Origin of the sequence: Pantoea endophytica (assembly GCF_002858935.1) — a bacterium.
Taxonomy (GTDB): domain Bacteria; phylum Pseudomonadota; class Gammaproteobacteria; order Enterobacterales; family Enterobacteriaceae; genus Pantoea; species Pantoea leporis.
In genome coordinates this window covers 1-20,840 of the sequence record NZ_PJRT01000017.1, presented here as the reverse complement: position 1 = coordinate 20,840, position 20,840 = coordinate 1, and the positions used below count along the sequence as shown (strand labels likewise).

The following is a 20,840-nucleotide window of genomic DNA, read 5'->3' as shown; positions in this document are numbered from 1 at the left end:
CGTGAGTGAGGTCGCCATGCATGGCGACCTTAGAACTCAGGCAATATTCAGGTATTTGTGCGTCTGCATCGAAAGCCGCCAGTTGCGGGCGATACAGGTTTCAATACAGAGTTTCGTTGCCGCATCACCACGGCTGATCGGTTGCAGTGCCACAATACGCTTTTTATCGTCGTGTAATCCTGCCAGCAACGTATCTAACGCTTCCACATCACGCTCACGCGCCACCGGATGTTTAATCTCATCGGCACGCTGCAGTGCCTGCGGCAAAACATCATAGCCACCGCGCATGTTCACCTTGGGTGAAACCGTCACCCATGTTGCGTCGGAACACTGCACGTCGTGCGTGCCGCTGGTTTCGATCTGGCAGGCAAAACCCGCCGCTTCTAATTGTTCCGTCAAAGGGCGCAGATCAAAAATCGCCGGTTCGCCGCCGGTGATCACCACATGACGTGCGGTCCAGCCCTGACGTTGGATGGTGTCGATCAACATGGCCGCATCGGCGCTGCCCCACGCATCGCTTTCCACGGTTTTGACCAGAATATCACCCAGCGAGGTCTCCCGATCCGCCCGCTTTTCCCAGGTATGTTTGGTATCACACCAGCTACAGCCCACCGGACATCCTTGTAAGCGGATGAACAGCGCCGGAACACCGGTGTAAAAACCTTCGCCCTGCAGCGTCTGGAACATTTCGTTAATCGGGTAGAACATTATTTACTCACGTCTAAAATTTGAGGCGCAGATTATGGCAGATCTTATGCGCCAGGTCACAGCTGCTTCGTGCCAAATAAAAGCAAAAGCCCCGCACAAGGCGGGGCTTCATTCAGACGATGCTGCCCTCAGGCAGCATACTCAAGCGATTACGCCTGGCCTTTAACTTCTTTCAGACCGTTGAACGGTGCTTTGCTGCCCAGCGCTTCTTCGATACGAATCAGCTGGTTGTACTTAGCTACACGGTCAGAACGGCTCATAGAACCGGTTTTGATCTGGCCAGCCGCCGTACCTACCGCCAGGTCAGCGATGGTTGCATCTTCGGTTTCACCTGAACGGTGTGAAATCACCGCGGTGTAACCAGCATCTTTCGCCATCTTGATTGCAGCCAGAGTTTCGGTCAGTGAACCGATCTGGTTGAATTTGATCAGGATGGAGTTAGCGATGCCTTTATCGATACCTTCTTTCAAGATCTTGGTGTTGGTTACGAACAGATCGTCACCCACCAGCTGGATTTTGTCGCCCAGCACTTTGGTCTGGTAGGCGAAACCAGTCCAGTCAGATTCATCCAGACCGTCTTCGATAGAAACGATTGGGTACTGTTTGGTCAGGTCTTCCAGGAAGTGGGTGAACTCTTCTGAAGAGAAGGCTTTGTTGCCTTCGCCAGCCAGCACATATTTGCCGTCTTTGTAGAATTCAGATGCTGCGCAGTCCATCGCCAGGGTGATGTCTTTGCCCAGTTCGTAGCCTGCTGCTTTTACCGCTTCAGCGATAACAGCCAGCGCTTCGGCATTAGAACCCAGGTTTGGCGCGTAGCCACCTTCGTCACCAACTGCAGTGCTCATGCCTTTAGACTTCAGCACTTTTGCCAGGTGATGGAAGACTTCAGAACCCATGCGGATCGCTTCTTTCAGGGTTGGCGCGCCAACCGGCTGAATCATGAATTCCTGGATGTCGACGTTGTTGTCGGCGTGCTCACCACCGTTGATGATGTTCATCATTGGCAGCGGCATAGAGTATTTGCCTGGGGTGCCGTTCAGTTCAGCGATGTGTGCGTACAGCGGCAGGCCTTTAGAGGCAGCAGCAGCTTTAGCAGCAGCCAGTGAAACCGCCAGAATGGCGTTAGCACCGAAGTTAGATTTGTTCTCAGTACCGTCCAGCTCGATCATGATCTTATCGATGTTCGCCTGGTCTTTGGCATCTTTACCGGTTACCGCGTTAGCGATTGGACCGTTAACAGCCGCAACCGCTTTGGTTACGCCTTTGCCCAGGAAACGAGATTTGTCACCGTCACGCAGCTCCAGAGCTTCGCGAGAACCGGTTGATGCACCTGATGGCGCAGCAGCCAGACCAACGAAACCGCCTTCCAGATGCACTTCTGCTTCTACAGTTGGGTTGCCACGGGAGTCGATGATTTCGCGACCGATGACTTTTACGATTTTGGACATTCGATTTTCCTCAGTACAAGTTAGTCAATCCTAAGACAAACAACGCGCGAAAAGTTCGCGCGTTGTTCGTGAAACTTACTTCGCTAAACGCTTCTGGTGTTCCTGCGCGGCTTTCACAAAGCCAGCGAACAGCGGATGACCATCGCGTGGGGTCGACGTGAATTCCGGATGGAACTGACAGGCAACAAACCACGGGTGGTTCGGGATCTCAATGATCTCAACCAGCTGATCGTCGCCAGAACGACCGGCAATATGCAGACCCGCCGCTTCAATCGGCTTCAGCAACATATTGTTTACTTCGTAACGATGACGGTGGCGTTCGGTAATGATTTCAGAACCGTACAACTGACGCACTTTGCTTTCCGGCGTCAACTGGCACTGCTGGCTGCCCAGACGCATGGTGCCGCCCAGATCGCTCTGCTCAGTACGCTGTTCAACGTTGCCCTCTTCGTCACGCCATTCGGTGATAAGCGCAACCACCGGATACTTACAGTCTGGCACAAATTCCGTAGAGTTCGCGCCTTCCATACCGGCAACGTTGCGGGCAAATTCCATCAGCGCAACCTGCATACCCAGGCAAATTCCCAGGTAAGGCACGTTGTTCTCACGGGCGTATTGCGCCGTCATCATTTTGCCTTCCACACCGCGGTAGCCAAAGCCGCCAGGGATCAGAATAGCATCCAGATCTTTCAGTAATTCGACACCGCGCGTTTCAACATCCTGCGAGTCGATCAATTTGATATTCACGGTAACGCGATTTTTCAGGCCACCGTGTTTCAAGGCCTCAATCACTGACTTGTACGCATCCGGCAGTTCGACATATTTGCCGACCATACCGATGGTCACTTCGCCGCCCGGATTGGCTTCTTCGTAAATAACCTGTTCCCATTCGGCCAGGTTCGCTTCCGGCGCGTTCAGATTGAAACGCTTGCAGATGTAATCATCCAGACCTTGCGATTTCAGCATGCCTGGAATCTTGTAGATGGAATCCACATCTTTCAGGGAAATAACCGCTTTTTCTGGCACGTTACAGAACAGCGCGATTTTAGCGCGTTCGTTCGCCGGCACCGCGCGGTCAGAGCGGCAGATCAGCACGTCTGGCTGAATCCCGATCGACAGCAGCTCTTTCACTGAATGCTGGGTTGGCTTGGTTTTCACTTCGCCTGCGGCCGCCATATATGGCACCAGCGTCAGGTGCATGTACATGGTGTGTTCACGACCGACATCGACCGCCATCTGACGAATCGCTTCGAGGAACGGCAGGGATTCGATATCACCCACGGTACCGCCGATCTCGACCAGAACCACGTCATGACCTTCGCCGCCTTCAATGATGCGTTCTTTGATGGCGTTGGTGATGTGTGGAATAACCTGAATCGTGGCGCCCAGATAGTCACCGCGACGCTCTTTGCGCAGCACTTCTGAGTAGATACGACCGGTAGTAAAGTTGTTACGGCGCGACATTTTGGTGCGGATGAAGCGCTCGTAGTGACCTAAATCCAGATCGGTTTCGGCCCCATCATCGGTAACAAATACTTCACCGTGCTGCGTTGGGCTCATGGTACCCGGATCGACGTTGATGTACGGATCGAGTTTCATGATGGTCACATTCAGACCACGTGCTTCAAGGATGGCTGCGAGGGAGGCTGCGGCAATGCCTTTGCCCAGAGAGGAAACGACCCCGCCGGTCACAAAAATATAATTCGTTGTCATGCTGAACCTGAGAGTTTAGGTTTAAAGACGGTGGAATAACCAAGACGGGAAAATAGTATACTTGAAGTCGTCTTAAGCCACAATTGATGAATCACACCATCGTCCTCCACAGGTAAGCCGGTAACATAGCGGATAGCATGGTGCGAAATGTTGATGTACGTCACAAAGTCGCCGCAAGGCTGAATCGAGTAAGCTCAAGCGGCGAATTTATGCGCAGCGCTGGAATAATCGCCAGATTCGCTTACTGTTTGTTCTCGCTCACTTTCACCTGCTGCCAGGCGGCTTCCATTTGATCCAGGGTCGCATCGCTCATGGCTAACCCTTGTGAGGCGATGATGGCTTCAACTTCGCGGAAGCGGCGCTCAAATTTATCATTGGCTTTCTGCAAGGCGACTTCCGCTTTGCTGCCTAGATGGCGCGACAAATTGACGGTCGCGAACAGCAAATCACCGATTTCCTCTTCCAGCCTGGCGTTATCCACCACCGCTTGCTGCGCTTCGTGCATCACCTCATCGATCTCTTCATGCACTTTATCCAGCACCGGGCCGAGATTGTTCCAGTCGAAGCCCACCGAGCTGCAACGCTTCTGAATTTTGTGCGCGCGCATCAATGCCGGCAGCGCTTTAGGAATGTCGTCCAGCGCCGAGTGCTGCGATTTTTCTGCGCGTTCGCTGTGCTTGATGGCTTCCCAGTTTTTCAGCACTTCTTCGCTGGTTGCAGCCTGAACATCGCCAAAAATGTGCGGATGACGGCGCTCAAGTTTGTCGCTGATGGCGTTGCAGATGTCATCGAAATTAAAGCGCTGCTGCTCATCGGCCATCTGCGCGTAGAACACCACCTGAAACAGCAGATCGCCAAGTTCACCGCGCAGATCGGCAAAATCTTCACGCTGGATGGCATCGATCACTTCGTAGGTTTCTTCCAGCGTGTAAGGCGCGATCGAGGCGAAGGTTTGCTGACGATCCCACGGGCAGCCGCGCTCCGGGTCGCGCAAGGTTTGCATGATGGTGAGCAGGCGATTTAAGGGCGTCATGAAAGGATCCTTTGGGAAAATTTTGGGAGAGACTGCGCCGGTTACAAATACGGCAGCGTCTTCTTCCCCCGCGAACGGGGGAAGATCGGGATGGGGGACAAACGGCTCTGAATCAATGCAATCGGCGCGCGTCGATAATATCCGGCACCTGATTAAGACGTGCCAGCACGCGGCCAAGCACTTGCTGGTTATAGATCTCAATATCCATATCAATGGTCGCCAGCTGCTTTTTGGTGTCACTGCGGCTGGAGACGCCGAGCACATTGACCTTCTCGTTAGCCAGAATGGTGGTGATATCGCGTAGCAGGCCGCTACGATCGTTGGCGGTAACGCGTACCACCAGCGAATAACCGCTGGAGTAATCCTCGCCCCACACCGCATCAACGATACGTTCCGGTGCGTGCGAAATCAGCTCGGTTAACTGGTCGCAGTCGGCGCGGTGAATCGAAATGCCGCGCCCCTGAGTGATGAAGCCCACGATATCGTCGCCAGGAATCGGCTGGCAGCAGCGGGCGATGTGGTGCAGCAGATTGCCCACGCCTTCCACCACCACGCGACCGCTCTCTTTGCGCGCGGACGGCGCATGTGACTTCTGCGTCAGCAGGCGCAGCGCCTCGCGATCTTCCTCTTCGGCGCTCGGCTTGTTGAGCTTGCCCTGCAGGAAATTCACCATCTGATTGAGGCGAATATCGCCGCCGCCAATCATCGCCAGCAGCTCATCCTGCGAACTGACGTTATAGCGCGGCAGCAGCAGTTTTTCCGCTTCGCGCATGCTGATATCCATCTGATTTAGCTCGCTTTCGAGGATCTGACGGCCAGCAATGATATTTTTGTCACGATCCTGTTTGCGGAACCAGGCGTGAATTTTCGAGCGTCCGCGGCTGGTGGTGATATAGCCGAGGTTCGGGTTCAGCCAGTCGCGGCTTGGGTTTGGCTGTTTCTGGGTGATCACTTCAATCTGATCGCCCATCTGCAACTGATAGGTAAACGGCACGATGCGCCCGCTGATTTTGGCGCCAATGCAGCGGTGGCCGATATCGCTGTGAATATGGTAGGCGAAGTCGAGCGGCGTTGATCCCGCCGGCAGATCGACCACGTCACCTTTCGGGGTAAACACATACACGCGGTCGTCGAATACCTGGCTGCGCACCTCTTCCAGCATCTCGCCGGAATCAGCCATCTCTTCCTGCCAGCTAATCAGCTTACGCAGCCAGGCGATGCGCCCTTCATGTCCTGCCGCGCCGCGCGCGTTGCTGGAGGTTGGACCTTCTTTGTACTTCCAGTGTGCGGCGACGCCCAGCTCGGCATCTTCATGCATCTGGCGCGTACGAATCTGGATTTCCACCGTTTTGCCCTGCGGACCCAGCACCACGGTATGAATCGATTGATAGCCGTTAGGCTTAGGATTGGCAACGTAGTCGTCAAACTCACTCGGCAGATGGCGAAACAGCGTATGCACCGTACCAAGTGCGCCGTAGCAATCCTGCAGACGTTCCGCCACGATACGCACCGCGCGCACGTCAAACAGCTCATCGAACGCTAATGACTTCTTCTGCATCTTGCGCCAGATGCTGTAGATGTGTTTCGGACGGCCATACACTTCAGCACGCACGCCCTCTTTCTGCATCTCGGCACGCAGGTTGGCAACGAAGCTTTCAATATAGCCTTCGCGGTCAATACGGCGTTCATGCAGCAGCTTAGCAATGCGTTTGTATTCATCGGGATGCAGATAGCGGAAGCAGTAATCTTCCAGCTCCCATTTGAGCTGGCCGATACCCAAGCGGTTGGCCAGCGGCGCGTAGATATTGGTGCTCTCTTTCGCCGCGAGCACGCGCTCATCTTCTGGCGCGTCTTTCATTTCACGCAGATGGGCGATACGTTCCGCCAGCTTGATAACCACGCAGCGGAAATCTTCCACCATCGCCAGCAGCATACGGCGCACGTTATCCACCTGCTCGGAGGCCATCGAATCGTTGTGAATCGCTTTCAGCTGGCGAATGGCATCCATGTCGCGCACGCCGTGCACCAACATCACAATCTCTTTGCCAAAGGCTTTTTCGAGATCCTCTTCGCTCACCACATCGGCGTTGGCGAGCGGGAACAGCAGCGCCGCGCGCAGGCTGTCAATGTCCATGCTGAGCATGGTGAGAATTTCCACCATCTCAATACCGCGCCACAGCAGCAGAGCTTGATCAGGATGGTTGTGCGTTTCGGCTTCACAGTAGCGCCACGCATCCGCCAGTCGCTGACAGGATTGCGGATTGTTGATACTCAAACTGGCGATCCACTGGTCGAGGGCAAATTCGCCCGCCGTATTTAAATGCGCACTTCTAACCGCAACCATATCCTCTCCTGCCACAGCGATGTGGACATCGCTTATGCTTTGCTAAACAGCACCATGGATTCGAGATGACTGGTATGGGGGAACATATCCAGCATCGCGACCCTTTCCAAATGGTAGCCCGCTGACAGCAATGTCTGACTGTCACGCGCCAGCGTTGTAGGGTTACAGGAAACATAGACCACACGTTGCGGCGCAAGTTTAACCACATGCGCCATTACGCCCGCGGCCCCAGCACGCGCTGGATCCAGTAACACCTTGTTAAATCCCTGCGTCGCCCACGGCTGACGCGATACATCTTCCTCCAGGTTATGCTGGAAAAAGCGAACATTCTTGAGATTAGTCTGCTCAGCATTATACGCTGCCTGCTGCACTAATGCTGCAACGCCCTCCACACCTACAACATTTTGTACGAACTTTCCTAATGGCAAGGTAAAGTTTCCCATGCCGCAGAACAAATCCAGCACACGATCCTCTGGCTGCAAATCCAGCCATTCAATGGCTTTTGCGACCATCTGCTGATTCACACCATCGTTGACCTGAATAAAATTCTGCGGGCTAAAGGATAGCGGCAAATTCAACGAGTGATAAAAAGGTTCGCGCGCATTCAGCGCCTGCAAACTTTCACTGCCATCAGCCAGATAGAGCGACAGTTGCTGCTCATGCGAAAAGCGTTCCAGTTTTGCGCGGTCGCCGGCAGATAATGCATCAAGATGACGCAGCACCATCAGCGGGCCATTATCCGCCAGCACCAATTCTACGTGGCCTAACCGTTTAACTGCCTGTAAATCGCTGAGGCACTGGTGCAGCGGCTGCAGCAACGCTTCAAGTTCGGGCACCAAAACCGGGCATTGCTTCAGTTCAACCAGATCGTTGCTGGCGGCCTGACGGAACCCCATTTGCAAACGCTGCTGTTTTGGCTGCCACTGCAATCCTAAACGCGCCCGGCGACGATAACCCCACGCGCTGCCGCTGATGATCTCATCGACCTTCACCGGCAGCGGCGCTTCGCGGCTTAACATGCGGCTCAAGGCGCGCGCTTTACTCTCCTGCTGCAAAGCCACCGAGGCATGTTGCTGCTGGCAGCCGCCGCACACGCCAAAATGGACGCAGCGCGGTGTTTCCCGCTGTGGGCTGGGATTAATGATCTTGTTGGCTTTGGCGCGTGCGTATTTGCTTTTATCCTCGAACACCGTCACTTCCGCCTGTTCACCGGGCAGCGCACCGCTAACAAACATCGCCTTGCCTTTATGGCGCGCAACACCTTGTCCGAAAGGATCGAGGTCTTCAATGGTGACGGATATGCGAGCCTTCGTCGTCACACGCTGTTTTGCGGAGTAAAATTGCGCCATAGTATTGTGAAATCTCTACGTTAATTGGGTGTGCAGCTATTAACCGTGCTCGCACAGGGAAAAAATGCCAGGAGTCGCCAGGCCACAATTATGACCAAATACAGCCTGCGGGCGCGAATGATGATTTTGATACTGGCACCAACGCTGATGATTGGTCTGCTGCTCAGTACCTTCTTTGTGGTGCACCGCTACAACGAATTACAGCATCAGGTGCACGACGCGGGAGCGAACATCATCGAACCGCTGGCGGTCTCTAGTGAATACGGCATGACGTGGCACAACCGCGATGCGATTCGCGAGTTAGTCAGTCTGCTGCATCGCCGCCACTCCGATATTGTCCGTGCCATCACCATTTTCGACAACAACAATCACGTCTACGTCACCTCGAATAACAATCAGAATCTGGCGCTGCTGCAAAAAGAGGACATCTCCACGCTGGAAGATGGCGTCTCGGTGGAGCGGCAAGGCACGATTATGATTCTGCGCACGCCGATTATCTCTGAACGCTATTCGGTGGATGAGCTGCCGGGCGAAGATGCCAAACCAGCCGGGAATCCGCTGGGTTATGTGGCGATCGAACTGGATCTGCAATCAGTGCGGCTGGAGCAGTACAAAGAAGTATTTGTCGCCACACTGCTGCTGCTGTTTTGCCTGTGCATCGCCATGCTGTTTGCCTATCGCCTGATGCGCGACGTCACCGGTCCCATTCGCAATATGGTTACCACCGTGGACCGCATTCGTCGTGGCCAGCTGGACAGCCGCGTCGATGGCTACATGCTGGGCGAGCTGAGTATTCTGAAAAACGGCATCAACGCCATGGCGATGTCGCTCACCGCCTATCACGAAGAGATGCAGCAAAACATCGATCAGGCGACTTACGATCTGCGTGAAACGCTGGAGCAGCTGGAGATTCAGAACGTGGAGCTGGATCTGGCGAAGAAGCGCGCGCAGGAAGCGGCGCGCATCAAATCGGAATTCCTCGCCAACATGTCGCATGAGCTGCGTACGCCGCTGAACGGCGTAATTGGCTTTACCCGTCAGATGCTAAAAACCGGGCTGAGCACCAACCAGCGCGACTACATGAGCACCATCGAGCGTTCGGCGAATAACCTGCTGAGCATCATTAATGACGTGCTCGATTTCTCGAAACTGGAAGCCGGCAAGCTGGTGCTGGAGTCGATCCCGTTCCCGCTGCGCGCCACGCTGGATGAAACCCTGGTGCTGCTGGCGCCGTCCGCCCATGACAAAGGGCTGGAAATTACCGTGTGCCTGGAAAAACAGGTGCCGGATAATGTGATTGGCGACCCGCTGCGCCTGCAGCAGATCATGATTAACCTGATTGGTAACGCGATTAAATTCACCGAACACGGTCATATCGATTTGCGCGTTGAGCTGCGCAGCATCGACAATACGCGCGTCGAGCTGGAGATTCAGGTGCATGACACCGGCATCGGTATCTCTGAACAGCAGCAGTCGCAGCTATTCCAGGCGTTTCGTCAGGCCGATGCCAGCATTACGCGCCGTCATGGCGGCACCGGTTTAGGGTTGGTGATCACGCAGAAACTGGTGAGCGAAATGGGCGGCGAAATTGCCTTCCACAGCCGCCCGAATCAGGGTTCGACCTTCTGGGTGCACATTCATCTCGATCTCAATCCCAATGCGCCAGCCATTCCGCGCATGTTGGACGATTTGCGCGCCACGCCGCTGGCGTATATCGAGCCACATCCAGCGGTGGCGAAAGCGGTGCAGGAGATGCTAAGCATCACGCCGCTGCAGGTGCAGCACTTCTCCAGCCTGGAAGAGATGCCCGAGACGCACTTCCCGCTGCTGCTGATGGGTTTGCCGGTCACCGAGCCGCATCCTGCGACGTTGCCGGATGCATTGATTAAACGTCTGCATGCGCGTGCCGACTCGGTGCTGCTGGCGCTGCCGAGTGAAATGATGCTGTTTGCCGATGACTTACGGGCGCGCGGCATTGCCGGGTGTATCGCCAAACCGGTTTCGTTGACGCGCTTGCTGCCGATGCTGCTGGACTTACATGACTGGCAAAGCGATGCGCTGCCGCGCGGCGCACGTCAGCCGCTGACGGTAATGGCGGTGGATGACAATCCCGCCAACCTGAAACTGATTGGCGCGCTGCTGGAGGAGCAGGTGCAGCACATCATTCTGTGTGATAACGCCGAGCAGGCGATTCGTCAGGCGCGCCTGCACAAGCTGGACGTGATTCTGATGGACATTCAGATGCCGGATATCGATGGCATCCGCGCCAGCGAAATCATCCGCACCCTGCCGCTGCACGCCACCACACCGATTGTCGCCGTTACTGCGCATGCGCTGGACGGCGAACGTGCGCAGCTCATCAACGCTGGCATGAATGACTATCTGGCGAAGCCGATTGATGAGGACAAACTGAGCCAACTGCTGCAGCGTTACGCGCCGAACCGGGTCATGCCACAGCCGCAACAGCCACATGTGGCGCCGTCACTGGACTGGACGCTGGCGCTACGTCAGGCCGCCAATAAACCCGATTTAGCCCGCGATTTGCTGCAAATGCTGCTCGATTTCCTGCCGGAAGTGGAAGAGCGCGTAGAGAGTGCCATGGCGAGCAATGATGTGGTGGGATTGCGCGAGATTATCCACAAGCTGCACGGCAGCGCCAGCTACAGCGGCGTGCCGCGCCTGAAGCAGCTGTGTCAGCAGCTGGAGAAGAGTTTGCATCAGGAGAGCGATATCGACGCGCTGGAGCCGGAGCTGCTGGAGTTGAGCGATGAGATGGCGAACGTGGCGCGTGAAGCGAGGAAATTGTTGGCGTTGGGTTAGTGCGGTGCGATTTTCCCCTCACCCCAGCCCTCTCCCGCAAGCGGGCGAGGGAGTTGCCCTGAGCATGCTGAAGTTACGTGCAAACTTATTCCATCGCTCCGATCGGTTCCCTCCCCCTCTGGGAGAGGATTAGGGTGAGGGAAAACTATCTCCCTTTCCCCAGCTTTATCACCGCCGCCACATTGCGCGCCGTCAGGCGCACGTTCTGCGCCGCGTTGGCCAGCGCGTCATCCAATGAGCAGATGCTAAACAGCACGCTGAACACCGCATCCAGCCCATGTTGGTGCACCACGCCGACATCCGCGGTTAAACTTCCGGCAATGCCAATCACCGGTTTATTAAACTGCTTCGCGACCTTTGCCACACCAATCGGCACCTTGCCGTTAATGCTTTGACTATCAATGCGCCCTTCGCCGGTAATCACCAGATCGGCATCTTTCACCTGCTCGGCCAGGCCCAAGGCTTCAGTGACAATCTCAATGCCGCTGCGTAACTCGGCCTGACAAAACGCATGCAGCGCCGCGCCCATGCCGCCCGCCGCGCCGCCACCATCAATGTGTAAAACATCAATATCCAGATCGCGATGAATCAGGGTGGCGTAATGTTCCAGTGCTTTGTCCAGCTGCTGCACCAGTTCCGGCGTCGCGCCTTTCTGCGGACCGAAGATCGCCGAAGCGCCCTCATCACCGGTGAGCGGATTGCTGACATCGCAGGCGACTTCAAAGCGACACTGCTTAATACGCGTATCCAGCTGTTCGATATCGATGCGCGCCAGCTGCGGTAATGCGCCGCCGCCGTAGGCGATTTGCTTGCCGTGCTCATCCAGCAGTTGTGCGCCCAGCGCCTGCATCATGCCGGAACCGCCATCATTGGTGGCGCTGCCGCCAATGCCGATAATGAAGTGATCGACACCGCGATCGAGCGCATCTTTGATCAGCTCGCCGGTGCCGAACGAGGTGGTAATCAGCGGATCGCGCTGTGCCGCGGGCACTAACTCCAGCCCGCTGGCTGCCGCCATTTCGATAAATGCGGTACGCTCATCACCTGACAAACCGTAGAACGCCTCCACTGGCTTGCCGAGCGGTCCAGTAACCGTCAGCCGGACAATGGTTCCCTGCGTTGCCGCCACCATCGCTTCAACCGTGCCTTCACCACCGTCGGCAACCGGTATTTTCACGTACTCAGCTTCGGGAAAAATCTCGCGGAATCCCGCTTCAATCGCCGAAGCCACTTCCAGGGCGGATAAACTCTCTTTATATGAATCCGGTGCGATGACAATTTTCATAGGCAATCCAGCGCGGTTGATGACGGACATCCGTCCTGCGAAGGCAGCGAGCCGCCCGACATCCGTAGACGCCGGACGATTGCACTACCGGGTGATCTCAACTTTCGCTAATTTTTCATAATAGCAGGCCAGCGCGCTATGGTCGGAAGTGCCCTGTCCATCCACTTTCAGCGTCTGCATCATCTCCATCACTGCGGCAGTTAGCGGCAGATGCGCACCAATCTCGTGCGAGGTATCCAGCGCATTGGCCAGATCTTTGATATGCAGATCGATGCGGAAGCCCGGTTTGAAGTTACGATCCAGCACCATCGGCGCTTTGGCATCCAGCACGGTGCTGCCTGCCAGACCACCACGAATCGCCTGATAAACCAGCTCAGGATTAACACCCGCTTTGGTTGCCAGCGACAGCGCTTCTGACATCGCCGCGATGTTAAGCGCCACAATCACCTGATTCGCCAGCTTAGTCACATTCCCCGCACCAATGTCGCCGGTGTGGACCACCGAACCCGCCATCGCTTTCATGATGTCGTAGCACTGATCAAACACCGCTTTATCACCGCCCACCATCACCGACAGCGTGCCTTCAATCGCTTTCGGCTCGCCGCCGCTGACTGGCGCATCGAGCATTTTGATGCCTTTCGCCGCCAGCGCATCATGCACTTCGCGGCTGGCCAACGGCGCAATGGAACTCATGTCGATAACGATCAGGCCCGGCTTCGCGCCTTCGATGATGCCGTTAGCACCGAGGCACACCTCTTTAACCTGTGGCGAGTTCGGTACCATGGTGATCAACACATCCACCTGTTCAGCCACCTCTTTTGGCGTCTTCGCCACGATGGCGCCCAGCTCCACCAGCTCTGCTTCGTTACTAACATTATGGTCGCGCACCACCAGCGAATAACCGGCTTTCACCAGGTTTTTACTCATCGGTTTGCCCATGATGCCGAGGCCGATAAATCCAATTTTCATTGCCTTTCCTCTCAGTCAGTTATTTTTTAAATTTGTCACACAGCGCCTGCGTGGCGTTACGGAACACACCCAGATCGCTGCCTACCGCCACAAAGCTGGCGCCCCACTCCAGATAGCGGCGCGCATCGGCTTCCACCGGCGCCAGAATGCCACTCGGTTTCCCCGCTGCTTTGGCGCGTTCGAAGACGTGTTTAATCACTTTCAATACTTCGGGATGCGCAGGCTGGCCCAGATAGCCGAGCGCGGCCGAGAGATCGCCCGGCCCAACGAAGATGCCATCAACACCTTCCACCGCGGCGATAGCATCGATGTTGTCCACCGCCTGTTGCGTTTCGATCTGCACCAGCACCGTGATGTTGTCGTTAATGGTGCTGTTGTAATCCGGCAGCGTGCCGTACATGTTGCTGCGGTGTGAAACCGACACACCGCGAATGCCCGCCGGTGGATAGCGAGTAGACGCGACCGCGCGAATCGCTTCTTCCTCGGTCTCCACAAATGGCACCAGGAAGTTGTAGAAGCCGATATCCAGCAAGCGCTTAATGATGATCGGTTCGTTGCACGGCGGACGCACCACCGGCGCACTGTGGCTGCCCTTCAGTGCCATCAGTTGCGGCACAAAGGTGGTGATGTCATTCGGCGCGTGTTCGCCATCCAGCACCAGCCAGTCAAAGCCCGCCAGGCCCAGCACTTCAGTGGTAAGAGGATTAGCCAGCGCGCACCAGCTGCCAATCAGGGTTTCTCCTGCCAGCAAACGGCGACGAAAAGGGTTCGGCCAGGCATTGCTCATTGTCTTCACTCCTGTCGGTTACAGCAGGCTCCCGCGCGGGGAGCCGGAAAAGTTAGCGCACCAGGCACGGACGCTTGTTATCAAAGGTCCAGTTCGGTACGAGGAACTGCATGGCTTGCGCATCGTCGCGCGCGCCTAAACCGTGTTTCTGATACAGCGCGTTGGCTTGCATCACCTGATCCATATCCAGCTCGACGCCGAGACCCGGTTTTTGCGGCACCTGCACCATGCCGCCTTTAATCTGTAGCGGCTCTTTAGTCAGGCGCTGATTGCCTTCCTGCCAAATCCAGTGGGTATCGATGGCGGTAATCGCACCCGGTGCGGCGGCGGCAACGTGGGTAAACATCGCCAGTGAAATGTCGAAGTGGTTGTTAGAGTGCGAGCCCCACGTCAGGCCGAAGTCGTGACACATCTGCGCCACGCGTACCGAACCCTGCATCGTCCAGAAGTGCGGATCGGCCAGCGGGATATCGACCGACTGCAGCGACAGCGTGTGGCCCATTTGACGCCAGTCGGTGGCGATCATGTTGGTGGCGGTCGGCATGCCGGTGGCGCGGCGGAATTCCGCCATCACTTCGCGACCGGAATAGCCCTGCTCAGCACCGCACGGATCTTCCGCATAGGCCAGCACACCTTTCAGCTGCTTACCGAGCAGAATCGCCTCGTTGAGCGACCAGGCGCCGTTAGGATCAAGCGTCACACGCGCCTGCGGGAAGCGCTTCGCCAGCGCCGTCACCGCTTCGGCCTCTTCGCCACCGCGCAGCACGCCGCCTTTCAGTTTGAAATCGTTAAAGCCATATTTTTCATAGGCCGCTTCCGCCAGGCGCACCACCTTATCCGGCGTCAGCGCTTCTTCGTGGCGCAGGCGATACCAATCACATTTGTCATTTTCCTGGCTCTGATACGGCAGCGACGTTTTCTTGCGATCGCCGACATAGAACAGATAGCCGAGCATTTCTACCCGGTCGCGCTGCTGACCATCGCCGAGCAACGAGGCGACGTTCACGCCTAAATGCTGTCCCAGCAGATCGAGCAGCGCCGCTTCGATGCCAGTAACCACGTGAATGGTGGTACGCAAATCAAAGGTTTGGTTGCCGCGTCCGCTGGAATCGCGGTCAGCAAAGGTGCTGCGCACCAGGTTGAGGATGTTCTTGTATTCGCCAACGGTTTTCTGCACCACCAGCGCCGCCGCATCCTCCAGCGTCTGACGAATCTTTTCGCCGCCCGGAATCTCACCGACGCCGGTGTGTCCGGCATTGTCTTTAATGATGACGATGTTGCGGGTAAAGAACGGCGAATGCGCGCCACTCAGGTTAAGCAACATGCTGTCGTGACCGGCCACCGGAATGACCTGCAGCGATGTTATTTTCGGTGTCTGACTCATTTCCTGCTCCTTAAACTTAGCCGCGACCAAAGGCTGGACGCTTGCGGTCGAATGCCCAATTGGGAACCAGATACTGCATCGCGGTGGCGTCATTACGTGCGCCCGCCGGCAGTGATTTGTATAACGCGTTGGCCTGATGCAGGCGATCCCAATCCAGCTCGACGCCGAGGCCCGGCTTATCCGGCACGGCGATTTTGCCGTTGCGGATCTGCAGCGGCTCTTTGGTCAGGCGCTGATCGCCCTCCTGCCAAATCCAGTGCGTATCAATCGCGGTGGGTTTACCCGGCGCAGCGGCGCCAACGTGGGTGAACATCGCCAGTGAAATATCGAAGTGGTTATTGGAGTGACAGCCCCACGTCAGCCCCCAGTCATCACACAGCTGCGCCACGCGCACTGCACCGCTCAGCGTCCAGAAGTGCGGATCGGCCAGCGGGATGTCGACGGCATTGAGCATCACCGCGTGGTTCATCTCGCGCCAGTTGGTGGCGATCATGTTGGTGGCGACCGGCAACCCCGTCGCACGGCGGAATTCGGCCATGACTTCGCGGCCGGAATAGCCCTGCTCGGCACCGCACGGATCTTCGGCGTAGGTCAGCACATCGCCCATGCCTTTACACAAGCGAATGGCTTCATCCAGCGTCCAGGCACCGTTGGGATCGACGGTGATGCGCGCATCGGGGAAGCGTTTTTTTAGCGCCGCCGCCGACTCAATCTCCTGCTCGCCCGGCAGCACGCCGCCTTTGAGTTTGAAATCTTTGAAGCCATATTTGTCCTGCGCCGCTTCCGCCAGACGCACCACAGATTCCGGCGTCAGCGCCTCCTGATGACGCAAGTGATACCAGTCGTGGCTGGCATTTTCGCCAGTCAGATACGGCAAATCGGTTTTGCGACGATCGCCGAGATAGAACAGATAGCCGAGCACCGTGACCTCATCGCGCTGCTGGCCCGGACCGAGCAGTTCCGCCACCGGCACGCCGAGACATTGGCCGAGTAAATCCAGTAGCGCCGCTTCCAGCGCGGCCACCGCATTGACGCGCAGCTCGAAGGTCCACGCGCCCTTGCCGAAGGTATCGAAATCCGCCGACTGATTGCCTTTGTGCACCTGCTGCACCAGACGATTCATGCGGGCAACCTGCTGACCTTTTACCTGCGGAATCGCCTCAACCAGCGTTTGGTAGATGGTTTCACCGCCCGGCGCTTCACCGACGCCGGTATGTCCCGCGCTATCCGTGAGCACCACGACATTGCGGGTGAAGCAGGCGCTGTGCGCGCCACCGATGTTGAGCAGCATACTGTCGTAACCGGCAACCGGAATCACCTGCATATCGGTGATGACCGGCGTGCTTTGTGTAGTCATATTCCGTCCTTATGGCCTGGTTTTCAGTTCAACGCGTTTGATATCGCCAGCAATCACCAGGAAGCTAAATGCGGCGACAAAGGCATGGATACCGACATAAATCAGCGCGCCTTCGAAAGATCCGCTGGTGGCGATGATGTAACCGATAGCAATTGGCGTGACGATGCCGGAGAAGTTACCGAACATGTTGAACAAGCCGCCGCTCAAACCGCTGATCTCTTTCGGTGCGGTATCTGCCATCACCGCCCAACCCAGCGCACCAATGCCTTTGCCGAAGAATGCCAGCGCCATAAAGAACACCACCACCCATTCCGTGTCGGTGTAGTTACACATCACCATCGAGATGGAGAGCAGCATACCGAGCACAATGGGCGTTTTACGCGCGATGTTCAGCGAACCGGTTTTACGCATCAGGTAATCAGAAATCACGCCGCCCAATACGCCGCCGAGGAAGCCACACACCGCAGGAATCGAAGCAATAAAGCCGGCCTTCAGAATCGACATGCCGCGCGCCTGCACCAGATACACCGGGAACCAGGTAATAAAGAAGTAGGTTAAGGCGTTGACGCAGTATTGGCCGAGATAGATGCCCAGCATCATGCGTGAGGTCAGTAGCTGTTTGATCTGGAACCACTTCTCGCTCCAGCTCACTTTGCGGTCATCCTTTTTGACGTCCATGTTGATCAGTGCGCCGCCCTGCTCCATGTACTCCAGCTCGGCTTTGTTGACGCCCGGATGATCGGTGGGATCGTGGATCACTTTCAGCCAGATAAAGCTGAGGATGATGCCCAATCCGCCCATGAACCAGAACACGTGCGCCCAGCCCACTTCGGAGACCAGCCAACCCATGATCGGCGCGAAGATTACCGTGGCAAAGTATTGCGCCGAGTTAAAGATTGCGACGGCGGTGCCGCGCTCCTGTGCCGGGAACCAGGCCGCAACAATGCGGCTATTGCCGGGGAAGGATGGCGCTTCAGCCAGGCCGACCAGGAAGCGCAACAGGAACAGCGAAATGATAATGCCAAAACCGCTGAACAGATCGACGAAGCCTTGCAGCAAGGTAAACAGCGACCAGAGGAAGATGCTCCAGAAGTAGACGCGTTTTGAGCCGAAGCGGTCGAGCAGCCAGCCGCCCGGAATCTGCCCAATCACGTACGCCCAGGAAAAGGCGGAGAAGATATAGCCAAGGCCGACCGAATCAAGGCCGATCTCTTTGGACATCGCCGAACCGGCAATCGAAATGGTTGCGCGGTCACCGTAGTTGAACGAGGTGACGATAAATAACATCACCACAATCCAGTAACGGGCATTGGTGCGCTTTTGCACCGCTTCCGCTGTCTGGCTGAAACTATTCATGATGCACTCCTGAAATATAGCGAACGCTACATCCACTCTGACTGCATACACATCGCGTTGGGTATCAGAATGAAGTCGGGTTAAACACGGCGATTTTTATATTTGGCAATACGATGATGCGTCGTGACGAATAACCTAACGTTGAAGAACGAGAATCAGTATAGGAACAGCCTGGCGGCGAAACACTGGAAGAACGCATGAGGATTAGGGTTGAAAGAGAATGATTTTATGGCATCTGCACATAACGCTGCGGCGTGGCTCACGGAACGCTTTTTTGCTCCCTGATTTTGCCTGGTTAACGTACAGGATAACGGCAGTTTGTGAGTCCCTTCACTTGTGTTTGGATAAACGAACCAAATTCCCCTGATAAATCTCCTTAAAGCCAGTCAGTTGCACAATGCATACGGCAAATACCCCTGCATATACTGAGGCTGGCAAAAAACGATGACGTGATGGACGTATTTTAAACCGCGCTGCTACGTACGGTGCGACGAACTGGAAGGTGAGCAATGAACCGTCCTCTGACAGAAAAACCGCTCTATATCAAAGTGCACGATGCCGATAACGTGGCGATCGTGGTCAACAATCAAGGATTACCGTCTGGCACCCGGTTCGACGACGGACTGCAACTGACTGAGCATGTGCCGCAGGGACATAAAGTCGCGCTAAGCGATATCCCGCAAGCAGGCGCGATCCTGCGCTACGGTGAAGTGATTGGCTACGCGCTGCGTCCCATCCCACAAGGTAGCTGGATTGAAGAATCACTGGTAGCGCTGCCCGAAGCGCCGCCACTCAACAGTTTGCCGTTGGCAAACAATGTGCCGCCCGCGCTGCCGCCGCTGGAAGGTTATACCTTCGAAGGCTATCGCAACGCAGATGGCAGCGTGGGCACGCGCAACCTGCTCGGCATCACCACCAGCGTTCACTGCGTGGCGGGCGTGGTGGATTATGTAGTGCAGATCATTGAGCGTGATTTGCTGCCGCGTTATCCCAATGTCGATGGCGTGGTGGCGCTGAATCATCTGTACGGTTGCGGCGTGGCAATCAATGCGCCCGCCGCGGTGGTGCCGATTCGCACCATTCATAACCTGGCGCTGAATCCCAATTTTGGTGGCGAAGTGATGATCGTCAGCCTCGGCTGCGAGAAGTTACAGCCCGAACGTCTGCTGACCGGCACACCGGATGTGCAGGCCATTTCGCTGGATGACAACGACATTGTGCGATTGCAGGATGAGCGGCTGGTGGGCTTCGGCGCGATGGTGGATGAAATCCTGCAGGTCGCCGAACGCCATCTGAAAAAGCTCAATCAACGTCAGCGCGAAACCTGTCCAGCATCGGAATTGGTGATCGGCACGCAGTGCGGCGGCAGCGACGCTTTCTCGGGCGTAACGGCGAACCCCGCCGTGGGATTTGCTTCGGATTTGCTGGTGCGCTGCGGTGCGACGGTGATGTTCTCGGAAGTGACCGAAGTGCGGGATGCTATTCATCTGCTGACACCGCGCGTGGTGGATGAAGCGGTTGGCAAACGGCTGCTGGAAGAGATGGCGTGGTATGACGATTACCTCAGCCAGGGCCAAACCGATCGCAGCGCCAATCCCTCGCCGGGCAACAAAAAAGGCGGGCTGGCGAATGTGGTGGAGAAAGCGCTGGGTTCGATTGCCAAGTCAGGTCGCAGCCCGATTGTTGAAGTGTTATCGCCAGGACAGCGCCCCACCAAACGCGGGCTGATTTATGCGGCCACACCAGCCAGCGATTTCGTGTGTGGCACGCAGCAGATGGCATCAGGCATTACCTTGCAGGTGTTCACTACCGGGCGCGGCACGCCTTATGGTTTGGCCGCCATTCCGGTAATCAAGATGGCAACGCGTAATGCGCTGGCCGAACGCTGGCATGATTTGATGGATATTAATGCCGGAACCATTGCAACGGGCGAAGAGAGTATTGAACAGGTCGGTTGGCGACTGTTTGAGTTGATTCTGGAGATTGCCAGCGGGCGCAAGCAGACATGGTCGGATCGTTGGGGGATTCGTAATCAGCTGGCGGTGTTTAATCCGGCGCCGGTAACGTGATGGTTATTGTCCTCACCCTGGCCCTCTCCCACTTCGCGGGAGAGGGAACAAACCGTGCGGGCTGCACCCTCTAAATATTCCCTCTCCCGCTGGCGGGTGTACAGTCCGGGGACATGGTGAACACTTGTTCGGGGACATGGTAGACACTTACAACTAAGGCATAAGAACCCGTTTATGGAGTCGCTTATGTCCTGGGATGCGAGAGATACCATGTCATT

General features: G+C 56.2%; 14 protein-coding genes. 2 read left to right on the top strand and 12 right to left on the bottom strand.

What is annotated here, in order from left to right; genetic code table 11:
• Positions 1 to 36: 36 nt before the first annotated feature.
• The 6 genes from queE to rlmD all read right to left on the bottom strand — a co-directional run bounded on the left by queE (position 37) and on the right by rlmD (position 8,595).
• Positions 37 to 708 carry a 7-carboxy-7-deazaguanine synthase QueE gene (gene queE, locus PZBJ_RS11615; RefSeq protein WP_101762595.1) on the bottom strand — a complete coding sequence of 224 codons (672 nt, stop codon included), beginning with the start codon at positions 706 to 708 and terminating at the stop codon, positions 37 to 39.
• Between the two features lie 149 nt (positions 709 to 857).
• Entirely contained in the window at positions 858 to 2,156 is a 1,299-nt protein-coding gene (eno, locus tag PZBJ_RS11610; RefSeq protein ID WP_101762594.1) for a phosphopyruvate hydratase, read from the bottom strand.
• Positions 2,157 to 2,231: 75 nt separating this feature from the next.
• Entirely contained in the window at positions 2,232 to 3,869 is a 1,638-nt protein-coding gene (pyrG, locus tag PZBJ_RS11605; RefSeq protein WP_007891723.1) for a glutamine hydrolyzing CTP synthase, read from the bottom strand.
• 241 nt (positions 3,870 to 4,110) lie between these two features.
• Positions 4,111 to 4,902: a nucleoside triphosphate pyrophosphohydrolase gene (mazG, locus tag PZBJ_RS11600; protein ID WP_101762593.1), complete on the bottom strand. Its 792-nt coding sequence runs from the start codon at positions 4,900 to 4,902 to the stop codon at positions 4,111 to 4,113.
• Between the two features lie 112 nt (positions 4,903 to 5,014).
• Entirely contained in the window at positions 5,015 to 7,246 is a 2,232-nt protein-coding gene (gene relA / locus PZBJ_RS11595; RefSeq protein ID WP_101762592.1) for a GTP diphosphokinase, read from the bottom strand.
• Positions 7,247 to 7,278: 32 nt separating this feature from the next.
• Positions 7,279 to 8,595, bottom strand: a complete 1,317-nt coding sequence (gene rlmD, locus PZBJ_RS11590; RefSeq protein WP_101762591.1) for a 23S rRNA (uracil(1939)-C(5))-methyltransferase RlmD — start codon at positions 8,593 to 8,595, stop codon at positions 7,279 to 7,281.
• A gap of 90 nt (positions 8,596 to 8,685) precedes the next feature.
• Between rlmD and barA the strand changes: the two genes are divergently transcribed.
• A complete protein-coding gene (barA, locus tag PZBJ_RS11585) occupies positions 8,686 to 11,415 on the top strand; it encodes a two-component sensor histidine kinase BarA (protein WP_101762590.1) in 2,730 nt (909 codons plus the stop codon).
• A gap of 145 nt (positions 11,416 to 11,560) precedes the next feature.
• On the opposite strand, the gene PZBJ_RS11580 is transcribed toward barA, so the two are convergent.
• From PZBJ_RS11580 to PZBJ_RS11555, 6 genes are all read right to left on the bottom strand, one after another.
• On the bottom strand, positions 11,561 to 12,700 hold the full coding sequence (locus PZBJ_RS11580) for a glycerate kinase (protein WP_101762589.1): 1,140 nt from the start codon (positions 12,698 to 12,700) through the stop codon (positions 11,561 to 11,563).
• An 84-nt stretch (positions 12,701 to 12,784) separates the two neighbouring features.
• On the bottom strand, positions 12,785 to 13,669 hold the full coding sequence (gene garR, locus PZBJ_RS11575; protein ID WP_101762588.1) for a 2-hydroxy-3-oxopropionate reductase: 885 nt from the start codon (positions 13,667 to 13,669) through the stop codon (positions 12,785 to 12,787).
• A 19-nt stretch (positions 13,670 to 13,688) separates the two neighbouring features.
• Positions 13,689 to 14,456 (bottom strand): 2-dehydro-3-deoxyglucarate aldolase, encoded by a 768-nt coding sequence (gene garL, locus PZBJ_RS11570; protein ID WP_101762587.1) that lies wholly within the window; start codon positions 14,454 to 14,456, stop codon positions 13,689 to 13,691.
• 52 nt (positions 14,457 to 14,508) lie between these two features.
• Positions 14,509 to 15,840: a glucarate dehydratase gene (gudD, locus tag PZBJ_RS11565; protein ID WP_101762586.1), complete on the bottom strand. Its 1,332-nt coding sequence runs from the start codon at positions 15,838 to 15,840 to the stop codon at positions 14,509 to 14,511.
• A gap of 16 nt (positions 15,841 to 15,856) precedes the next feature.
• Positions 15,857 to 17,197 carry an enolase C-terminal domain-like protein gene (locus tag PZBJ_RS11560; RefSeq protein ID WP_101762585.1) on the bottom strand — a complete coding sequence of 447 codons (1,341 nt, stop codon included), beginning with the start codon at positions 17,195 to 17,197 and terminating at the stop codon, positions 15,857 to 15,859.
• Between the two features lie 9 nt (positions 17,198 to 17,206).
• The gene (locus PZBJ_RS11555; protein WP_101762584.1) at positions 17,207 to 18,553 is read right to left on the bottom strand and encodes an MFS transporter; all 1,347 of its coding nucleotides are present in this window, start codon (positions 18,551 to 18,553) and stop codon (positions 17,207 to 17,209) included.
• 509 nt (positions 18,554 to 19,062) lie between these two features.
• Between PZBJ_RS11555 and garD the strand changes: the two genes are divergently transcribed.
• On the top strand, positions 19,063 to 20,622 hold the full coding sequence (gene garD / locus PZBJ_RS11550) for a galactarate dehydratase (protein WP_061719913.1): 1,560 nt from the start codon (positions 19,063 to 19,065) through the stop codon (positions 20,620 to 20,622).
• Positions 20,623 to 20,840: the final 218 nt, after the last annotated feature.

Bases quoted from the DNA above. Each gene is read 5' to 3' on its own strand.
- gudD (WP_101762586.1), bottom strand. From the start codon at position 15,840: ATGAGTCAGACACCGAAAATAACATCGCTGCAGGTCATTCCGGTGGCC.
- garR (WP_101762588.1), bottom strand. From the start codon at position 13,669: ATGAAAATTGGATTTATCGGCCTCGGCATCATGGGCAAACCGATGAGT.
- pyrG (WP_007891723.1), bottom strand. From the start codon at position 3,869: ATGACAACGAATTATATTTTTGTGACCGGCGGGGTCGTTTCCTCTCTG.
- PZBJ_RS11580 (WP_101762589.1), bottom strand. From the start codon at position 12,700: ATGAAAATTGTCATCGCACCGGATTCATATAAAGAGAGTTTATCCGCC.
- PZBJ_RS11560 (WP_101762585.1), bottom strand. From the start codon at position 17,197: ATGACTACACAAAGCACGCCGGTCATCACCGATATGCAGGTGATTCCG.
- mazG (WP_101762593.1), bottom strand. From the start codon at position 4,902: ATGACGCCCTTAAATCGCCTGCTCACCATCATGCAAACCTTGCGCGAC.
- relA (WP_101762592.1), bottom strand. From the start codon at position 7,246: ATGGTTGCGGTTAGAAGTGCGCATTTAAATACGGCGGGCGAATTTGCC.
- queE (WP_101762595.1), bottom strand. From the start codon at position 708: ATGTTCTACCCGATTAACGAAATGTTCCAGACGCTGCAGGGCGAAGGT.
- garL (WP_101762587.1), bottom strand. From the start codon at position 14,456: ATGAGCAATGCCTGGCCGAACCCTTTTCGTCGCCGTTTGCTGGCAGGA.
- barA (WP_101762590.1), top strand. From the start codon at position 8,686: ATGACCAAATACAGCCTGCGGGCGCGAATGATGATTTTGATACTGGCA.
- eno (WP_101762594.1), bottom strand. From the start codon at position 2,156: ATGTCCAAAATCGTAAAAGTCATCGGTCGCGAAATCATCGACTCCCGT.
- garD (WP_061719913.1), top strand. From the start codon at position 19,063: ATGAACCGTCCTCTGACAGAAAAACCGCTCTATATCAAAGTGCACGAT.
- rlmD (WP_101762591.1), bottom strand. From the start codon at position 8,595: ATGGCGCAATTTTACTCCGCAAAACAGCGTGTGACGACGAAGGCTCGC.
- PZBJ_RS11555 (WP_101762584.1), bottom strand. From the start codon at position 18,553: ATGAATAGTTTCAGCCAGACAGCGGAAGCGGTGCAAAAGCGCACCAAT.